This window comes from Myxococcus eversor, from assembly GCF_010894455.1.
Classification (GTDB): domain Bacteria; phylum Myxococcota; class Myxococcia; order Myxococcales; family Myxococcaceae; genus Myxococcus; species Myxococcus eversor.
The window spans coordinates 138,086-152,944 of record NZ_JAAIXY010000014.1; the positions used below are offsets into that span (position 1 = coordinate 138,086).

Sequence of the window (14,859 nt, forward strand, 5' to 3'; positions counted from 1 at the left end):
TCCATGGGCTGGTACTCAAGCCGCGTCTCGGAACTCAACGAACGACTGACCCGCGCCTCCGAGGGCGCCGCCGACCCGGTGAAGCGCGCCCTGAGCGACGCCATCGTGAAAGTGGGCAACATGGCCGACCAGGCCCTCACCGCCATGCTCGACGCCAGTGAGCGCACCAGCGCGGGCAACCTGGGGACTCAGCGCAAGTGGCAGGAGCGCTGTGCCACGGCCACGGCCGACATCAGCCGCGCCTTTGGCGATGCCGCCAAGGACAACATGCTGACGCCCGCGCTCCAGCTCTTCTGGTACCAGGCGCTGGAGCACGAGATGGCCTTCTTCGACTCGCTGGCCAAGGTGCAGACGCCCCAGCTCCACGACGACCTGCTGGTCCATCAGGACCTGCTCAACAAGATGCTCGGCGAGCTGTGGGACAAGTGGACCTTCCTGCTGTCCAAGGACGTCGTCTTCGAGAACGACCAGCGTCAGGTGGTGCAGCAGGTCTCACGGATGGCGCAGTCCATCATCGACGAGCTCGCCCCGGGCGTGCTCAAGCGCGCCAGCGAGGGCGTCTCGCGCGCCACCGCGAAGTCGCTCGGCGTGGCGCTCAAGCTCGACGACAAGTTCCTGGCCGGCAAGGGCGTGGACGTGGCCAAGCTCGTCGCCTCGATTTTCGATGTCGACATCCCCGACGAAATCAGCCGCGACCTGCTGGACGCGGTGCAGGGGGGCTCCGAAATCTACCAGGTGCAGAAGGGCCACTACCGCAACCTGGTGGCGACCTACCAGAGCCTGGTGCAGGCGGAGAAGGGCAGCGTCCTGCTGCTCTTCAATTCGACGCGGGCGGAGGTCGACACGTACCGCGACAAGAATGACCTGGGGAAGGCCAAGGTCATCCTCGACCAGGCCAAGGGGTATCTCTCCGACTGGGCTTCACGCGTGCCCAGCTCGGCCCAGAAGAGCGAGGCCGCGAGCTTCAAGGACAAGGTCTGCTCGGCCATCGACACCGACTGGCGGCTCACCGAGGAGCTGGACGGCAAGTTCCGCGACAAGTTCAAAGGCATCTTCGTGCAGTCCCTGGGCAGCGAGACCATCGAGCAGCTCGCGGAGTCCTATCTCTTCCGCCAGCACATCGAGGAAATCACTCGCAAGGACGCCGCCGGCAAGCTCAAGGCGTTGCCGGGCCTCATCCAGAGCGAGGTCGACAGCGCGCTCGACAAGGGCCTGCGTCCCCTCGACGACCTGGTCAACCGCGTCCCGGAAGAGGTGCGCGAGCTGGCCCGATTGAAGAACCAGCAGTTCAAGGACCACGTGCGCGCCAGACTCAAGGAGCGCATCCAGGCGATTCTCCCGGCCATCCTGGAGCTGGCCGCGTTCTGGGACCCCAGCAACCTCTCGAGGGACTTCAGCCGCGAGGAGCTGGAGAAGGCCCTGCGTTGAAGTGAAGCGCGGAATCATCCACCCGCGCTCACGGCACCAGCACCAGCTTGCCCACCGTCGTCCCGGACTCCAGCGCCTTGTGCGCCTCCGCGACGGAGTCCAACGGGAACTTCGTCACCTGCGGCGACACCACCTTCCCCTCCTCCACCCAGGCCAGCAGCCGCGCCATGCTGTCCTCCAGCACGAAGCGCTGCTCGAACAGGTACGACAGGTTGAAGGCCAGCACGCTCATGTTGTCGTTCGTCAGCGTCAGCGGGTCGAAGCGCGGCGTCCGCATCCAATCCCACGCAAGCTTGGCGTAGTTCGGCCGCCCGCCCGTGCGCGGCAGCATCGAATGAAACCCGTAGATGACCAGCTTCCCCGGTGACGCGAGGTGCCGGTAGCTGTCGCGTAGTGTCGACGGCCCGTTCGCGTCCAGCACCACCTCGTAGCCCTTCGGCGACGCCGCCTCCGCCGCCTTCCACAAGTCCTCGCGGCTCTTGTCGATGACCACGTCCGCGCCCAACGCGCGCGCCGCCGCCACCTTGTGCGTCCCACCCACCACACCCACCATCCGACACCCGGCGATGCGCCCCAACTGCAACAGCGCGCTGCCCACCCCGCCCGCCGCCGAGTGCACCAGCACGTTCGTCCCCGGCCTCGGATGCGCCAGCTCGAACAGCGCGTAGTACGCCGTCAGGAACACCGCCGGAAATCCCGCCGCCTGCTCCATCGTCAGCTTCGACGGCAGCGCGAACACCTGATGCCGAGGCACCGCCACGTGCGTCGCGTACCCGCCGAACCGCGTCACCCCGAACACCCGTGCTCCAGGCGCCAGGTCCTCCACCCCCGCACCCACCGACTGCACCGTGCCCGCGAACTCGAAGCCGGGGGTAATCGGCCACCCCACATACTCCTTCGCGGAGGCGTACAGGCCCATGCGGATGACGCAGTCCGCATAGTTCACCCCGATGGCCTCGGTGGCCACCACCACCTCCCCGGGCCCAGGTGAAAGCTGATTCAGGTTTTCAAGTCGGAGTTGCTCGTACCCACCGGCTTTCGGGATGACGACCTTGCGTGCGCTCATGTCCCCGTGAGTATCACGCGACGCAGCGCGACAACGTGCGTGCACGTCCACACGACGGACGACTCGCGCGCGCGATGTCTCTACACTGTGTCTCGCGCTCGATGACTTTCATTGGTCCGGGCGCGCATCCCCCACAACAGAAGGAGTCCTCCATGCGATTGCGGCATTCGCTGTTCCTCATGGCCCCCCTGCTCGTCGGCGCCCTCACTGGCTGCGGACCTGAGCAAGAGGAGCCCCTCGCGCCCGAAGCCCCCGCCACCGAGCAGCTCGGCACGAATGAGGCCGCCGCTGTCTCCACCGCGGGCCTCACTCCGCACTTCCGCCAGTGGCTCACCTCCAACGGCTACAGCAGCTACGACTTCCCCCGCGCCGACCTCGTCGGAGGCAGCTTCGGCGGAAAGGCGAGCGCCACCGACACCGTGGTGAACACGCCCGTCATCTTCATCCACGGCAACTCCGACAAGGCCGTGGGCACTGGCACCGCGGGCCAGTCGGGTTGGAATGCATCCATCGAGTACTTCCTCGCCAATGGATACAAGCCGAGCGAGCTGTACGCGACGACGTGGGGCCCCGCGGACATCATGCAGACCGCGGTGCAGTACCACTCGAAGACGAACGTCATGAAGGTGCGCAAGTTCATCGAGGCGGTGAAGGCGTACACCGGCGCGACGAAGGTGGACATCGTCACCCACTCCATGGGCGTGACGCTCGCGCGCAAGGCCATCCTCGGCGGCACGGCGAACGACTCGGCCAACGGCGGCTCGTACAACGTCGGCTCGGCGCTCACCAGCTCGGTGGACACCTTCGTCGGCATCGCCGGCGCGAACCTGGGCCTCACGTCCTGCTACCAGACGGGCCCGTCGACTCCGACGTGCGGCTCCACCAACGGCCTGTATCCGGGCTACCTCTACTTCGGCCTGGTGATGGGGCGCTCCGCGTACCTGGACAACCTCCGCTCCTCGAGCGGCTACGAGGGCGCCTACCGCTACAGCATCTACTCGACGGCCGATGAAATCGTCGGTTACGGCGGCATCGTGTACGGCGAGTACACCTCCCGCATCCCCGGTCAGAATGGCGAGAAGGTCTACTCGGCCTATCCCTACGGGCACTTCAACTCGAAGGACCTGACGGCGGCGGTGCAGTACAGCATGGTGCGCAACCACACCATTCCGTAAGGCACGCGCACCGGGCTCCCGGCACGCCGAAGTCCAGGCGCAGCCGGGAGTCTCAGGACGGTTCGATTCACGAAGGGCGGGAAGCACCTCGTCCTTCCACAGCACCGTGACAGCGAGCTTCCGGCACCTTCTTCACGGGAGGCACCGGACGACGGCCCATCCACGCCGTGGGGGAGTGGATGCGGCCGTCCTCGCGTCACGGGCTGGACGCACTCGTGCCGCCACATCCCACCGGGGACGCGGCGGCACCAGCACTCACGGCCTCGGGCCGTCCGACGGAGCCGGCGCGTCGTTCTGCGCGGGAGTGGGCGACGGCAGTGTCTCCGGCGCACCCGGCACCGGCGCGGGCTCACCCGGCTTGGGCGCCTTGTCCTTCGGAGCCTCCTTCGCGACGAAGGGCTTCGCCGCCGCCGGGTCCTTCAGGAACGCGAGCACCGTCTCGTTGAACGGCGCGGGGCAGTCGAGCTGCACCGTGTGGCCACAGCCCTTCATCGCCTCCAGCGCGGCACCGGGGATGCGGGATGCGCCGTACTCCATGATGTCGCGCGCCTCGCCGCCGTGGAGGAACGGGTTGGGAATCAGCCGGTCATCCGTGCCGTAGACGATGAGCGTGGGCACCGTGATGTGCTGGATGTTCTCGCGCACGAAGTCGTTGTGCGCCAGCCCCCGCACCGTGCGGACGTTGGCATAGGCGTACGAGTCGAACTCGGGCGACTTCGCCAGCCGCACGCGCTCCTCGACCAACCAGTCGAGCTGCGGCCTCCAGTGCATGAAGTTGCCCTGGCGCACGCTGCCCCAGATGTTCGCCTCGGGCGCGTACTTGATGAACTCCGAGCTCATCACCCGCGCGAACCACGCCTTCTCCTTCCAGGTGAACTTCTCGAACCCGGCCGGAGACACCAGCACCAGCGCGCTGAGCGCCTCCGGATACCGGATGGCGTACGACAGCGACGTCTGCCCGCCCATCGAGTGACCCGCGAGGATGGGCTTGTCCACGCCCAGCGCCCGCGTCAGCTCGTGCACCACGTCGGCCATCGCCTCCATGGTGTACGGGAACGTCGCCGGCTTGTCGGACTTCCCGTAGCCGGGCAGGTCCACCGCGATGACGCGGTAACCCTGCGCATGGAACACATCCAACTGGGCCCGCCAGAACTTCAGATACGAGCCGAGCCCATGCACGAAGACCACCGTCCGCGCGTCCGGCGACGACGCCGGCAGGTCCACGTAGGAGACGTGGAGCTCGGTGACCAGCTTGTAGCGGGCGGTGACGTCCGGCAGCGAGACGCGGTGCACGGGCCAGGGCTGCCTGGTGCCCTCGGTGGAGTAGTCGAGGTCCTGGAAGGACAGCGCGGACTCGCCAGCATACGAGCGCACGCAACCGGCGGAGGACAGCCCCGCCGCGAGGAGCAACGCGGTGAAAGCGCGGGAGGAGCTCATGGTCAGAACGCGTACCAGGTGAAGGTGGTGAAGGCCGCCCACGGGTCGCTCTGCACGGTGGTCGCACCGTCGTAGAAGCTGCCGCGGAAGAGGTAGCCGCCGTGGAGACCCACGGTCATGAGATACCGGATGTGGTAGCGCAGCTCCGCGTTGACCTCCGCGCCGATGAACCGGCCGCGCCGCACGTCGGCCACCCAGCGCGCCGGGTCCGAGCCCGCGTTGGCCAGGCCCGTGGCCACCTTGAGGTTGAGCTTGTTGGGGATGATGTCCCACGCCGCCGAGGCAATGCCCGCGCGCAGGCCGTAACCCTGGTTGGAGATGTCCGTCACCGCGCCCGTGTAGTTGTTCACCGTGCTGGTGAAAGGGAACAGGATGAGCATCTTGTGGTTGAACCACACCGCGCCCGGCAGGCCGTACTGGTTCAGCGTGAAGGCGCCCGTGTACTTGTCGTCCTCCAGGTTGCTGTCACCGGAGGTGAACATGCCCTCCACGGTGATGACGTCGCCGGGGCCGCGGCCCCACTGGTACAGGACCTCCAGGTTGGCGGACACACCGGAGATGTTCAGCTCGTCGAGCACCGAGTTCTCCGGGTCGTCGCTCGTGTACTTGCCGCCGTTGTACATGACGAAGCCGGAGGCCCCGAGCCGCCCGTTGCGGAAGTCGATGTTGTGATTGAAGTGCGCACCCGCCCAGAACACGGTGCCGGTGGGACGGTTGATGTTGAAGCGCGCCGTGCCGGTGAAGCCGGGCAGGCCCGAGGACGACGGGCCGCTCTTCACCAGGCCCTCGAAGGCGTACGCGTCACCCTTGGTGTCGTCGTTCAGGACCCAGAACGACGCGCCCACGTTGGTGTTGGGGCGCACCGGGTAGACGTAGTCCGCCATCGCCAGCCAGATGTACTTCAGGCGCGGGTCGTTCTTCGTGGCGCGGTCCGCCTGCGCGGTGCCCAGCGGCATCAGGCTCAGGCGCGCGCTGCCCTTGTAGCTGCTGAAGATGGAGAGGCCCGTCGCGTCGCTGCCGAGGAAGGCCAGCTTGTAGCCCGTGCGCGTGAGGTCCGACAGCGGCGTGCGCGTCGGGTCATAGGCGCTGTCGTAGACGGGCTGCGTGCCCACGAGCAGCGTGAGCTGGCTGGGATTGCGCGTCGGGTAGATGGCGACGTTGACGTTCTTCGTCTGGATGTTGACCTGGTCGGCGTTGAAGCCGCCGCCCTCGTTCTGGCCAATGGTGTTGGCCGAGCGGCCCCAGAGGAAGTCCACCTCGAACTGCGCGCGGAAGGACGCCAGCCCGTCGACGAAGAAGGGGCTGTACTCGATGACGGGAATCCAGCGCTGCTCGATGAAGTACGCCGAGCGGCCCGACTCCGTGCTCACCGCGCTGCCCACCGGCGAGCCGATGGGACCCAGCGACACGCCGCGCAGGCCCGCCGGGTCACCGACCTGGTTCGTCATGGAGACGCGGGTGAAGAAGTAGTTGATGAGGGTGAATTCACGAGGCTCGGCGTCCTCCTCGCGGTCCTTCGCCTCCATCCACTCGGCGTACAGCCCTGGCACCGGGGTGCTCTGCGCGGCGGCTGGCGTCGCCAGTCCCACGAGCCCCAGCGCCGCGAGCATCCTCGCGCCTCGCCGCAGCGTCTCGCGTGCTTCAAACCCACTTCCCGTCATATCCACCTCGGCCCCGCGCACGGGGCACTCCCGGTGCACCGGGCTCGGATGTCACCACTGTCGCTGGCGCTGCGTACGGCCGTGCTCCTGGGACGGGGCGGCGAGCGCCCGCGTCCAGTCCTTCGTCCGGAAGAGAGGGCGGGAGCGCGCCCTCTCTCCGGCACGAGGTGTGACGGGCCTACTGGATGGCGTACGTCTGCACGGCGTTGCCCGTGAAGGGCTGGCCGTTGAGCGTCACGGAGCTGGACGTGCCCACCGCGCCGTTGGCGCAGCGGCTGCCCGTCGACTGGTTCTTGAAGAAGATCTCCAGCTTGAGCGTCTTCTGGTCCGCGGTGAAGCCACCACGGCCTTCCTGCACCAGACCGCCCGGGAAGGTGAACGTCACGTCGAAGCAGCTTCCGTCGGACGCCACGTTCTCGATGAGGACGGTGTTGGACGTGAAGGAGAGCGGGTTCTTCGCCGCTTCATGGTTGCAGACGCCATCGGTGATGGTGCCCGGGATGCTGTCGACCTTGAAGTTGCCACCGGCCACCGACATGGTGACGCTCTTGTAACACTGGGACGACGCGCCAAAGTCGACATCTTCGCTGAAGCCATTGGGGTGGCTGGGGATGTTGGCCCCCGTCATCAGCATCGACTTGCCCTCGAGGAACGCGAGGATGTTGGCGGAGCTGTTCAGCTTGGGCGCCTCGACGGGCGGATCCTTGTCGTCGTCGCCATCATCTCCGCAGCCTACGAGGCCCAGCGCGCAAACCATGACCGCGGACAGCAGCTTCTTCTTCATGTGAGTGCTCCTCTTCTCTCCGGCGTCACCGCCGGGATGTGACGACAGCCGATAAAAATGTATCAGCGCGGCGCGTCGGACACGGAGGGGGTCATCGCCCCTCCGCCTCGGCGGCGATGGCCGCTTCGCGCAGCTCGCGCTTGAGAATCTTTCCCGCCGCGGAGATGGGCAGGCGCTCCACCAGCTCCACCCGCTTGGGCACCTTGAAGCGCGCGAGCCTCCCGCGCAGGTGCTCCAGCAGCGCCTCCGCGGAGCACGCCTCCCCGGGCTTGAGCACCACGAAGGCCCGGCCCACCTCGCCCCACTTCGCGTCCGGCACGCCGATGACCGAGCACTGCTGCACGGCCGCGTGCTCATAGAGGACCGACTCCAACTCCAGCGGGTACACGTTCTCTCCGCCGGAGATGAACATGTCCTTCTTGCGGCCGGAGATGGTGAAGAAGCCGTCCGCGTCCTTGCGCGCCAAATCTCCGGTGTGGAACCAGCCATCCGCGTCGATGGCCTCGCGCGTGGCGGCCTCGTCCTCGAAGTAGCCCGAGCACATGGAGGGCCCCTTGAGGAGCAGCTCACCCACGTCGCCCGTCGGCACCTCGCGGCCGTCGTCGTCCACCAGCTTCGCCGCGATGAAGTAGTTGGGGCGGCCGATGGAGCCCGCCTTCGACACCGCGAACTCGGGCCCCATGCTGAAGATTCCCGGGCCGAACTCCGTCATGCCGAAGCCCTGCTTGAAGGGCACCGCGTGCACGGCCTGCCACGCTTGAATCAGCGGCACCGGCAGCGCCGCGCCACCGCTGGTCATGAAGCGCACGGTGGAGAAGTCCGTCGTCGCGAAGCGCGGCGAGTCGAGCAACTGCTGGTACTGCGTGGGCACCGCGAAGAAGAGCGACACCTTCTCGCGAGGGATGAGCGCGAGCAGCTCCTCCGGGTCCCACCGGCGCATGATGACGATGGTGCCACCCGCGGTGAGCAGCGGCACCGAGTACACGAGCAGTCCGCCCGTGTGGAACATGGGCGTGTGCGTCACCGTGACGTCGCCGGGGCGCAGCTCGTGCACCAGCGTGTTGAGCGTGTTCCACGCCACCATGCGGTAGCTGATGCACGCGCCTTTCGAACGGCCCGTCGTCCCGCCGGTGAAGAGCAGGCACAGCGTGTCCTCCTCGGACACCGCGTCGTTCTTCACGGGCTCGGCGGAGCGGTGCGCCAGGACCTCCGTGTACACAGCGGCGCCGGGCAGCCCCTGCGACTCCAGGGACACCAGGCCGAGCGAGTCGCCGATGCTCTCGCGCACCTGGGCCACGGCGTCACGGAAGTCGTCGCCGAAGAGGAGCACGCGCGGGCGGATGGCGCGCACGAGGTCCGTCAGCTCGGTGGCGTGCAGGCGCCAGTTGTAGGGGACGAAGATGGCGCCCAGCTTGCCGCAGGCGTAGAGCGCATCCAGGTACTCGACGCCGTTGTGGGCGACGATGCCCACGCGGTCGCCGCGCTTCACGCCGGCCACGTCGCGCAGCCAGCCGCCGAGCGCCTCGGCGCGCGTGTTCAGGGCACGGTAGGTGAAGCGGCCGGCGTCACCCTTGGCCGTGTCCACCACCGCGACGTGCTCGGGCCAGTACAGGGCGCCCCGCCCCATCCAGTCGCCGATGAACATGCGCGCCTCCACGAATCAGGCCGTCCAGCGGTAGAGGGCGGAGGCCATGGCGAGACCGCCGCCGCTGGCACAGAAGGCCACGAGGTCGCCCCGGCGCACCTTGCCCTGGACGACGGCGTCATCGAGCGTCATCGGGATGCAAGCCGAGCCGGTGTAACCCCACTTGTCCATGGTGTAGTGCGCCTTGGCCATCGGCTGGCCGAGCACCTTCATGGTGGCCTCGATGGTGCGCAGGTTGAGCTGGGTGAAGACGAAGAGCTTCACGTCGTCCAGCGTCTGCGACTGCTTCTTGAGGAGCTGGTCCAACAGCATGGGCCAGCGCTCGGTGTTGAAGGTCGCGGGGAACTTGCGGACGAACTGGACGGCGGGCTTGCCCCCGGTGAGGGGCAGCGTCTCCGCGGTGGCGGGACGGTGGGTGCCGCCGGTGTAGATGCCGAGCGCGTCGTGGTACTCGCCATTGGCCAGCAGCCGAGCGCCCATGAAGCCGGGCTTGTCGCCCGCGCCGAGCACCACCGCGCCCGCGCCGTCCGCGAACAGGGTGCAGGTCTTCTTGTCCTTCCAGTTCACGTAGCGCGTCATGCCGTACGCGCCGACCACGAGGATGCGGTGGTAGCCGTCATCGGCCGCAATCGTCTTCGAGCCCACGTCCAGCGCCGTCACCCAACCCGCGCAGGCGCAGTTGAGGTCATAGGTGCCGGCGTTGGAGGCGCCCAGCTTGGCCTGCACCACGGAGGAGGTGGCGGGGCTCAGGTAGTCGGGCGTGTCGGTGGCGACGATGATGAGGTCCAGCTCCTCGGGCTTCGTCCCGGAGCGCTCCAGGGCCTGGCGGGCGGCGGCGACGCAGAGGTCGCTGGTGGCCTCCGTGTCGGCCATGACGTGGCGTTCCTTGATGCCCACGTTCTGTTGGAGCCACTCGTCCACCGGCTCACCGAGAATCTTCTCGACGTCCGCGTTGGTGAGGACCTTCTCGGGGACGTAACGGCCAGTGGCGAGGATCTGCGCGTATCGCATGTGCGGTCTTCTCAGCTCCGGGCGCTGCGCGCCGGGCGGCGCGCGGGACGCAGGGTGTTCTTCTTCTTGGCGGAGGCGGCCTTCGTGGGGCTCGCCTTGGAGGCAGTGGGCTTGACGCTGTTGCGCGCGGGAGCAGCCGAGCGGGAGTCCATGCCGTGGCGGATGAGGCCCATGGCGGTGTCGAGCACGCGCTCCAGGCCCGGGTCCTCCTCCCAGAGCACCCAGCGCATGCCGAGGAAGTCGGCGATGCCCATCAGGCAGTAGGCGAGCGCCTCCGGGTCCATGCGCCGGACCTCGCCCGCGTCCATGGCGATGGACAGGCCGTTGACGTAGCCCTTGGCGAAGCGGTCGTAGTAGCGGCGGTAGCAGTCGGCGTCGACGAACTCGGCCTGGCGCACGACGCGGTAGAGGTTGGGGTGCTGGCGGACGAACTGGAAGAAGGTGCGCAGGCCCTCGCGCTCCACGTCCATGCGGCTTTCGCACGCGGCGGTGGAGTCACCGATGAGGCGGCGCAGGCGGGTGCCCAGGTCGTCGACGACTTCGACGAAGATGGACTGCTTGTCCGGGAAGTAGACGTAGAACGTGCCGAGCGCCACGCCGCCCTTGCGGGTGATGTCCGCGATGGAGGCGCGCTCGTAGCCCTTCTCTCCGAAGACCGACTCGGCGGCCTTCAGCAGCTTCGCACGCGTCCGCTGTCCTCGCGGCGTGACGGGTCCGGAGCGGTCTGGAGAAGTTGAAGGCCGATTCATGTTTCACCTAGCGGTAGCACCCGCTCGACGGGGTTGTCAAAGCACGGAGCATGGCTCCGCGCGTCATGGACTGTGAGCGACGCAGGGCGTCACCTGGAGACCTCATGTCTCCGCTCGGCGGAGCGTACCCCGAATGGCGTGGGGGTCAGTGGGGTGCTCGCCGCCCTGTAAGAACATCCGTGCTGGCGAGGTGGCGCGACGCGCAACGTCCTCGTGGTGGAAACGGGTTCCCCGTAGCGTCGGAGGTCCTCGCCGCTGAAGGGAGACGCATGGTGCTCCGTCGGGCTGGTGCCCTCCTGCTTGCACTGCTGACCGCCTGTGGGGGTGCGGCGCGGGTTCCGCGTACGGCCTCCAGCGAGGAGGCGGCGGACGCGTGGTATTCGCAGCGGGTCGTCCCGCTCCGGGTCGCCGACAACGAGCCCGTGGAGCTGGACAAGGAGGAGTTCACCCGGGTCGTCACGCGCCTGGCCCGTGAGGTCCGTCCTGGGCGGGTTTCGCCCGAGGTTGTCCGACAGCTCCTCGCGCACGCACCGGACTCCGAGCCCGTGAGCCCCATGGGCGGTGGACGCGTCTACCGGCTGGCTTCCGTGGAGGTGCGCCCGGAGACGGCAGCGGAGGCAGAGCTGAAGCGGGAGTACCTGCGCTGGTGTCAGCGCACGCAGGGTGGCGGGGACTGCCTGCGCCTGCTGGTGGACGGGCCCGTGCTGGGCAGCGAGGACCGGTATGCGGTGGCGCTGGCGCTCGCGATGGGCTCGGTGCTGGAGGAGACGCGGCACTCGCTCCGGGACATGGCGGACCCCGCGGCGGTGCTGGCCCTCGTGGTGTGGTCCGCCACGCTCTACTTCGTCCTGTGGGCATTGCCCGAGCCGATTTCAAAGGGCGTGGGGGCGGTGCTGACGGTGGGCCTGCTGGCGTGGCTGGGCGTCGACACCGTCTGGGGGTTGATGCAGGGCTGGACACGGCTGATGGAGGAAGCGGGCCGGGCCACCACCTTCGGGGAGTTGGAGGATGCCGGGGAGGCCTACGGCAAGGTGATGGGGGAGAACACCGCGCGGGTGCTGGTGATGCTCGTCACGGCGGCGGTGGGCGTTGGCGCGGGGAAGCTCTCGAAGAAGATGCCCGGGTTACCGGGCTACACCCAGGCTGCGGTGCAGGCAGAGGCCCAGGGAGGCGCGAGGCTCGCGACCCTGGCCGAAGTGGAGTCGGTGGCGGCGACTTCCGAGGGCACCTTCTCCATCCTGGCGCGTAGGCCCGGCACGCAAGCCACGGTGCCTCCCGCGACGACGGGCGCACCGGTGCGCGTCCTCGTCCAACACCAGGGAGGCAATCAGCAGGTGGTCGTCAACGGGCAGCGCTGGCATGTGCCCGCTGGCAAGCCCACCCACGCCATTCCCAAGAACGACCCGGTCGGGGACCAGCTTCAGGCCGCCGCGCTGCGCGCCGCAGGGCAGTGGGGACCCAACAAGCTGAGCATCAAGGAAACACGCGCCATTGACGCCGCTCTCGCGAAGGGAGCGCACTGGCTGGCACGCCTCCTTGAGCGGCAGGCTCGAGGGCGGTACGTGGAGGACCAGTTGAAAGCCCAATTTCAGCAACTGCGCTGGAGCAACCGAGGCGTCGACGCGATTGATCCTTCCACGGGCTACAGGTACGAGATTCTCTCGGGAACAGACGCCAACCTCGCGCTCCACGGGCAGCGGATGGCGGGCTTCTTCTTCCGGATGATTGGCTTCTAACCAAAGAGAGCACGGATGGCTCAGCTCAACATCGAGAACAGGGTGATAGAGAATGAGCGGATTGTCCTCGGTCGTGAGGACATCGCCTTCCTCGGTCCGGACCTGACCCTTCGCGGCTGCACCGTGACGATAAGGGTCACGGCCCGGAACCTGATTCTCATCCGGCCACGGCTCATCGACTGCATCATCGAGGTCAAGCAGGAGCTCAAGAACCTCCGCTGGTACAGGGCATTCCTGAAGGGCTGCCGCTTCACCGGCACGATGAGCGGGAACGACTTCGGCCTCTGGCCCGTCGAAGAGGGGGCAGAGAAGACACTGGGCGGCATCGAGGAGGCAGCCAGGACACTGGGCGGCATCGAGGACTGCGACTTCTCTGGAGCACGACTCGACGCCTGTCGCTTCGTCAATTGTGACGTCGACACACTGAAGCTCCCGTCCTGGCCCTGCTTCACCTTCCTGGCCCCTACTCACAGGCAGCGGGAGTTGCTCGCCGCGCCCTGGCCGGGCACGAGCCGCATCACCGTGGAAGCCATGCTGAAGTCACCTCCAGAAACCGCGGCCGTGACCTTTTCAGCGCCCGCTGTCGCCAAGTACGGCGGCACCACCGAGGAGTCGCTCCGCGCCGTCCTGCAAACACTCGATGGCGTGAGGTTCTGAAGAACAAGTACCCCGTGGATACACTCCACCCCGAGGGTCCATGTCGGCGGAACCCACTCCTACTCGTTCGAGGCTCCTCTGGATGAAGCCCCTCACCCTCTGCGTGCTCGCGCTCTCGCTCGGGGGCTGCCAGCTCTCCCGCGCACGTCCTCAAGCGCCGCTCGCGCCTCCCGAGGTCGCCAACAGCATCCAGTTCCCGTCCTGGACCAAGGACGCCTCCGTCATCGTGGAGGGCCACCAGCTCAAGGCGCTCCAGATCGCCATGGAGGACTTCCTGCATCCAGGCTCGTCCCCACCCAGGGGCGCCGATGCCATGACACGGTGCCTTCTCGCCCCCGACACCTATGACGCCTGGCTGGTGCGCGGAGAGCGGATGACGTTCGTCCACTTCACACCCAACGAAGCAGAGCGCTGCGGCCTCAAGCCCGAGGTCATGGCCCCCGGCGCGAGCTACGCCATCAGTGACGACGGCGTCATCTTGAAGCGGGACTGACCCACGCCATCGCACCTCGACGCGGCGGGCACCCGAGTGGTTCGATGCGTGGACACTCAAGGGGAAGCCCACACCATGAAGCGCCCGTCGTCCCTGCCGCTGTCCCTGCTCCTCGTCGCGCTGCTCGGCGCCGGCTGCGCCTCCACGCCCGCCGCGAGGAAGTACGTCCCCGTCGACTCCGGCAACGCCTTCCTGTGGGAAGTGAAGGACCCGCGCGGCGGCACCGCCTACCTCGTCGGCTCCATCCACATGGGCAAGGCCGGCGCCCTCACCCTCCCCTCCGCCATGGAGTCCGCCTTCTCCAGGGCCCAGGTCCTCGCCGTCGAGGTCGACACCACCCGCACCGACCCCACCGCGATGCAGAAGCTCGTACGCGAGCTTGGCACCCTCCCCGAAGGCCAGAGCCTCTCCCAACGCCTGGACCCCAGCACCCGTGACCTCCTGAGCCGCGCCGCCACCCGCCTCAAGGTGCAAGTGCAGGGACTCGAGCGCCTGCGCCCCTGGCTCGCCGGCATCGTCCTCAACAACCTGGAGTTCCAGGCCGCCGGCTACGAGCAGGGCCACGGCGTGGACCGCGCCTTCCTCGACCGCGCCCACGCCGCCCACATGCAGGTGCTGGAGCTGGAGTCCGCCGAGAGCCAGTTCCGCATGCTCTCCGGCACCCCCGACAACCTCCAGGACCTCATGCTCCGAGACCAGCTCCGCCGCGAGCAGGGCCCCGGTGAAATCGTCGAGGCCATCACCTCCGCCTGGAAGGCCGGCGACGCGGACGGCATGGCCACCATCCTCCTCGAAGGCGCCAAGGACACCACCTACCGCCCCGTCTACGAGCGCATCTTCTTCGAGCGCAACGCGCAGATGGCCACCCGCCTGGAGGCCCTGCTCACCGAACCCCGCGTGCATTTGATGGTGGTGGGCGCGGGCCACGTCGTCGGCCCCGAGGGAATCGTGGCCCTCCTCCAGAAGAAGGGCCACGCCGTGCGCCAGCTCCCGCGCGAAACACCCCTCGAGTAGCCA

The 14,859-nt window shown here is 67.8% G+C and carries 13 protein-coding genes; 6 read left to right on the forward strand and 7 right to left on the reverse strand.

The window, feature by feature from the left end:
• Positions 1-3: 3 nt before the first annotated feature.
• The gene (locus G4D83_RS26955) at positions 4-1,428 is read left to right on the forward strand and encodes a hypothetical protein (RefSeq protein WP_163867713.1); all 1,425 of its coding nucleotides are present in this window, start codon (positions 4-6) and stop codon (positions 1,426-1,428) included.
• Between the two features lie 28 nt (positions 1,429-1,456).
• Here G4D83_RS26955 and G4D83_RS26960 read toward each other — a convergent pair whose 3' ends face one another.
• Entirely contained in the window at positions 1,457-2,494 is a 1,038-nt protein-coding gene (locus G4D83_RS26960) for a synaptic vesicle VAT-1 family membrane protein (protein WP_163867714.1), read from the reverse strand.
• A 152-nt stretch (positions 2,495-2,646) separates the two neighbouring features.
• Between G4D83_RS26960 and G4D83_RS26965 the strand changes: the two genes are divergently transcribed.
• Positions 2,647-3,669 (forward strand): lipase family protein, encoded by a 1,023-nt coding sequence (locus G4D83_RS26965; RefSeq protein ID WP_163867715.1) that lies wholly within the window; start codon positions 2,647-2,649, stop codon positions 3,667-3,669.
• A 255-nt stretch (positions 3,670-3,924) separates the two neighbouring features.
• Here the strand turns inward: G4D83_RS26965 and G4D83_RS26970 are convergent, their stop codons facing one another.
• The 6 genes from G4D83_RS26970 to G4D83_RS26995 all read right to left on the reverse strand — a co-directional run bounded on the left by G4D83_RS26970 (position 3,925) and on the right by G4D83_RS26995 (position 10,956).
• Positions 3,925-5,106, reverse strand: coding sequence for an alpha/beta fold hydrolase (locus G4D83_RS26970; protein WP_163867716.1), 1,182 nt, complete (start codon positions 5,104-5,106; stop codon positions 3,925-3,927).
• 2 nt (positions 5,107-5,108) lie between these two features.
• Positions 5,109-6,767: a LolA-like protein gene (locus G4D83_RS26975; RefSeq protein ID WP_163867717.1), complete on the reverse strand. Its 1,659-nt coding sequence runs from the start codon at positions 6,765-6,767 to the stop codon at positions 5,109-5,111.
• A gap of 178 nt (positions 6,768-6,945) precedes the next feature.
• On the reverse strand, positions 6,946-7,551 hold the full coding sequence (locus G4D83_RS26980; protein WP_163867718.1) for a hypothetical protein: 606 nt from the start codon (positions 7,549-7,551) through the stop codon (positions 6,946-6,948).
• A 91-nt stretch (positions 7,552-7,642) separates the two neighbouring features.
• The gene (locus tag G4D83_RS26985) at positions 7,643-9,196 is read right to left on the reverse strand and encodes an acyl-CoA synthetase (RefSeq protein WP_163867719.1); all 1,554 of its coding nucleotides are present in this window, start codon (positions 9,194-9,196) and stop codon (positions 7,643-7,645) included.
• Positions 9,197-9,211: 15 nt separating this feature from the next.
• The gene (locus G4D83_RS26990) at positions 9,212-10,207 is read right to left on the reverse strand and encodes a 3-oxoacyl-ACP synthase III family protein (RefSeq protein WP_163867720.1); all 996 of its coding nucleotides are present in this window, start codon (positions 10,205-10,207) and stop codon (positions 9,212-9,214) included.
• A gap of 11 nt (positions 10,208-10,218) precedes the next feature.
• Positions 10,219-10,956: a TetR/AcrR family transcriptional regulator gene (locus G4D83_RS26995; RefSeq protein WP_163867721.1), complete on the reverse strand. Its 738-nt coding sequence runs from the start codon at positions 10,954-10,956 to the stop codon at positions 10,219-10,221.
• Between the two features lie 269 nt (positions 10,957-11,225).
• Here G4D83_RS26995 and sitA5 point away from each other — a divergent pair, with 269 nt between their 5' ends.
• The 4 genes from sitA5 to G4D83_RS27015 all read left to right on the forward strand — a co-directional run bounded on the left by sitA5 (position 11,226) and on the right by G4D83_RS27015 (position 14,856).
• Positions 11,226-12,692: a SitA5 family polymorphic toxin gene (gene sitA5 / locus G4D83_RS46425; RefSeq protein ID WP_176437206.1), complete on the forward strand. Its 1,467-nt coding sequence runs from the start codon at positions 11,226-11,228 to the stop codon at positions 12,690-12,692.
• A 15-nt stretch (positions 12,693-12,707) separates the two neighbouring features.
• The gene (locus tag G4D83_RS27005) at positions 12,708-13,349 is read left to right on the forward strand and encodes a hypothetical protein (RefSeq protein WP_163867722.1); all 642 of its coding nucleotides are present in this window, start codon (positions 12,708-12,710) and stop codon (positions 13,347-13,349) included.
• 82 nt (positions 13,350-13,431) lie between these two features.
• Positions 13,432-13,842: a hypothetical protein gene (locus G4D83_RS27010; protein WP_163867723.1), complete on the forward strand. Its 411-nt coding sequence runs from the start codon at positions 13,432-13,434 to the stop codon at positions 13,840-13,842.
• A 75-nt stretch (positions 13,843-13,917) separates the two neighbouring features.
• Complete coding sequence (locus G4D83_RS27015) at positions 13,918-14,856, forward strand: TraB/GumN family protein (RefSeq protein ID WP_163867724.1); 939 nt, start codon at positions 13,918-13,920, stop codon at positions 14,854-14,856.
• Positions 14,857-14,859: the final 3 nt, after the last annotated feature.

Bases quoted from the DNA above. Each gene is read 5' to 3' on its own strand.
- G4D83_RS27010 (WP_163867723.1), top strand. From the start codon at position 13,432: ATGAAGCCCCTCACCCTCTGCGTGCTCGCGCTCTCGCTCGGGGGCTGC.
- G4D83_RS26975 (WP_163867717.1), bottom strand. From the start codon at position 6,767: ATGACGGGAAGTGGGTTTGAAGCACGCGAGACGCTGCGGCGAGGCGCG.
- G4D83_RS26995 (WP_163867721.1), bottom strand. From the start codon at position 10,956: ATGAATCGGCCTTCAACTTCTCCAGACCGCTCCGGACCCGTCACGCCG.
- G4D83_RS26960 (WP_163867714.1), bottom strand. From the start codon at position 2,494: ATGAGCGCACGCAAGGTCGTCATCCCGAAAGCCGGTGGGTACGAGCAA.
- sitA5 (WP_176437206.1), top strand. From the start codon at position 11,226: ATGGTGCTCCGTCGGGCTGGTGCCCTCCTGCTTGCACTGCTGACCGCC.
- G4D83_RS26985 (WP_163867719.1), bottom strand. From the start codon at position 9,196: ATGTTCATCGGCGACTGGATGGGGCGGGGCGCCCTGTACTGGCCCGAG.
- G4D83_RS26990 (WP_163867720.1), bottom strand. From the start codon at position 10,207: ATGCGATACGCGCAGATCCTCGCCACTGGCCGTTACGTCCCCGAGAAG.
- G4D83_RS26965 (WP_163867715.1), top strand. From the start codon at position 2,647: ATGCGATTGCGGCATTCGCTGTTCCTCATGGCCCCCCTGCTCGTCGGC.
- G4D83_RS26980 (WP_163867718.1), bottom strand. From the start codon at position 7,551: ATGAAGAAGAAGCTGCTGTCCGCGGTCATGGTTTGCGCGCTGGGCCTC.
- G4D83_RS27015 (WP_163867724.1), top strand. From the start codon at position 13,918: ATGAAGCGCCCGTCGTCCCTGCCGCTGTCCCTGCTCCTCGTCGCGCTG.
- G4D83_RS26970 (WP_163867716.1), bottom strand. From the start codon at position 5,106: ATGAGCTCCTCCCGCGCTTTCACCGCGTTGCTCCTCGCGGCGGGGCTG.
- G4D83_RS27005 (WP_163867722.1), top strand. From the start codon at position 12,708: ATGGCTCAGCTCAACATCGAGAACAGGGTGATAGAGAATGAGCGGATT.
- G4D83_RS26955 (WP_163867713.1), top strand. From the start codon at position 4: ATGGGCTGGTACTCAAGCCGCGTCTCGGAACTCAACGAACGACTGACC.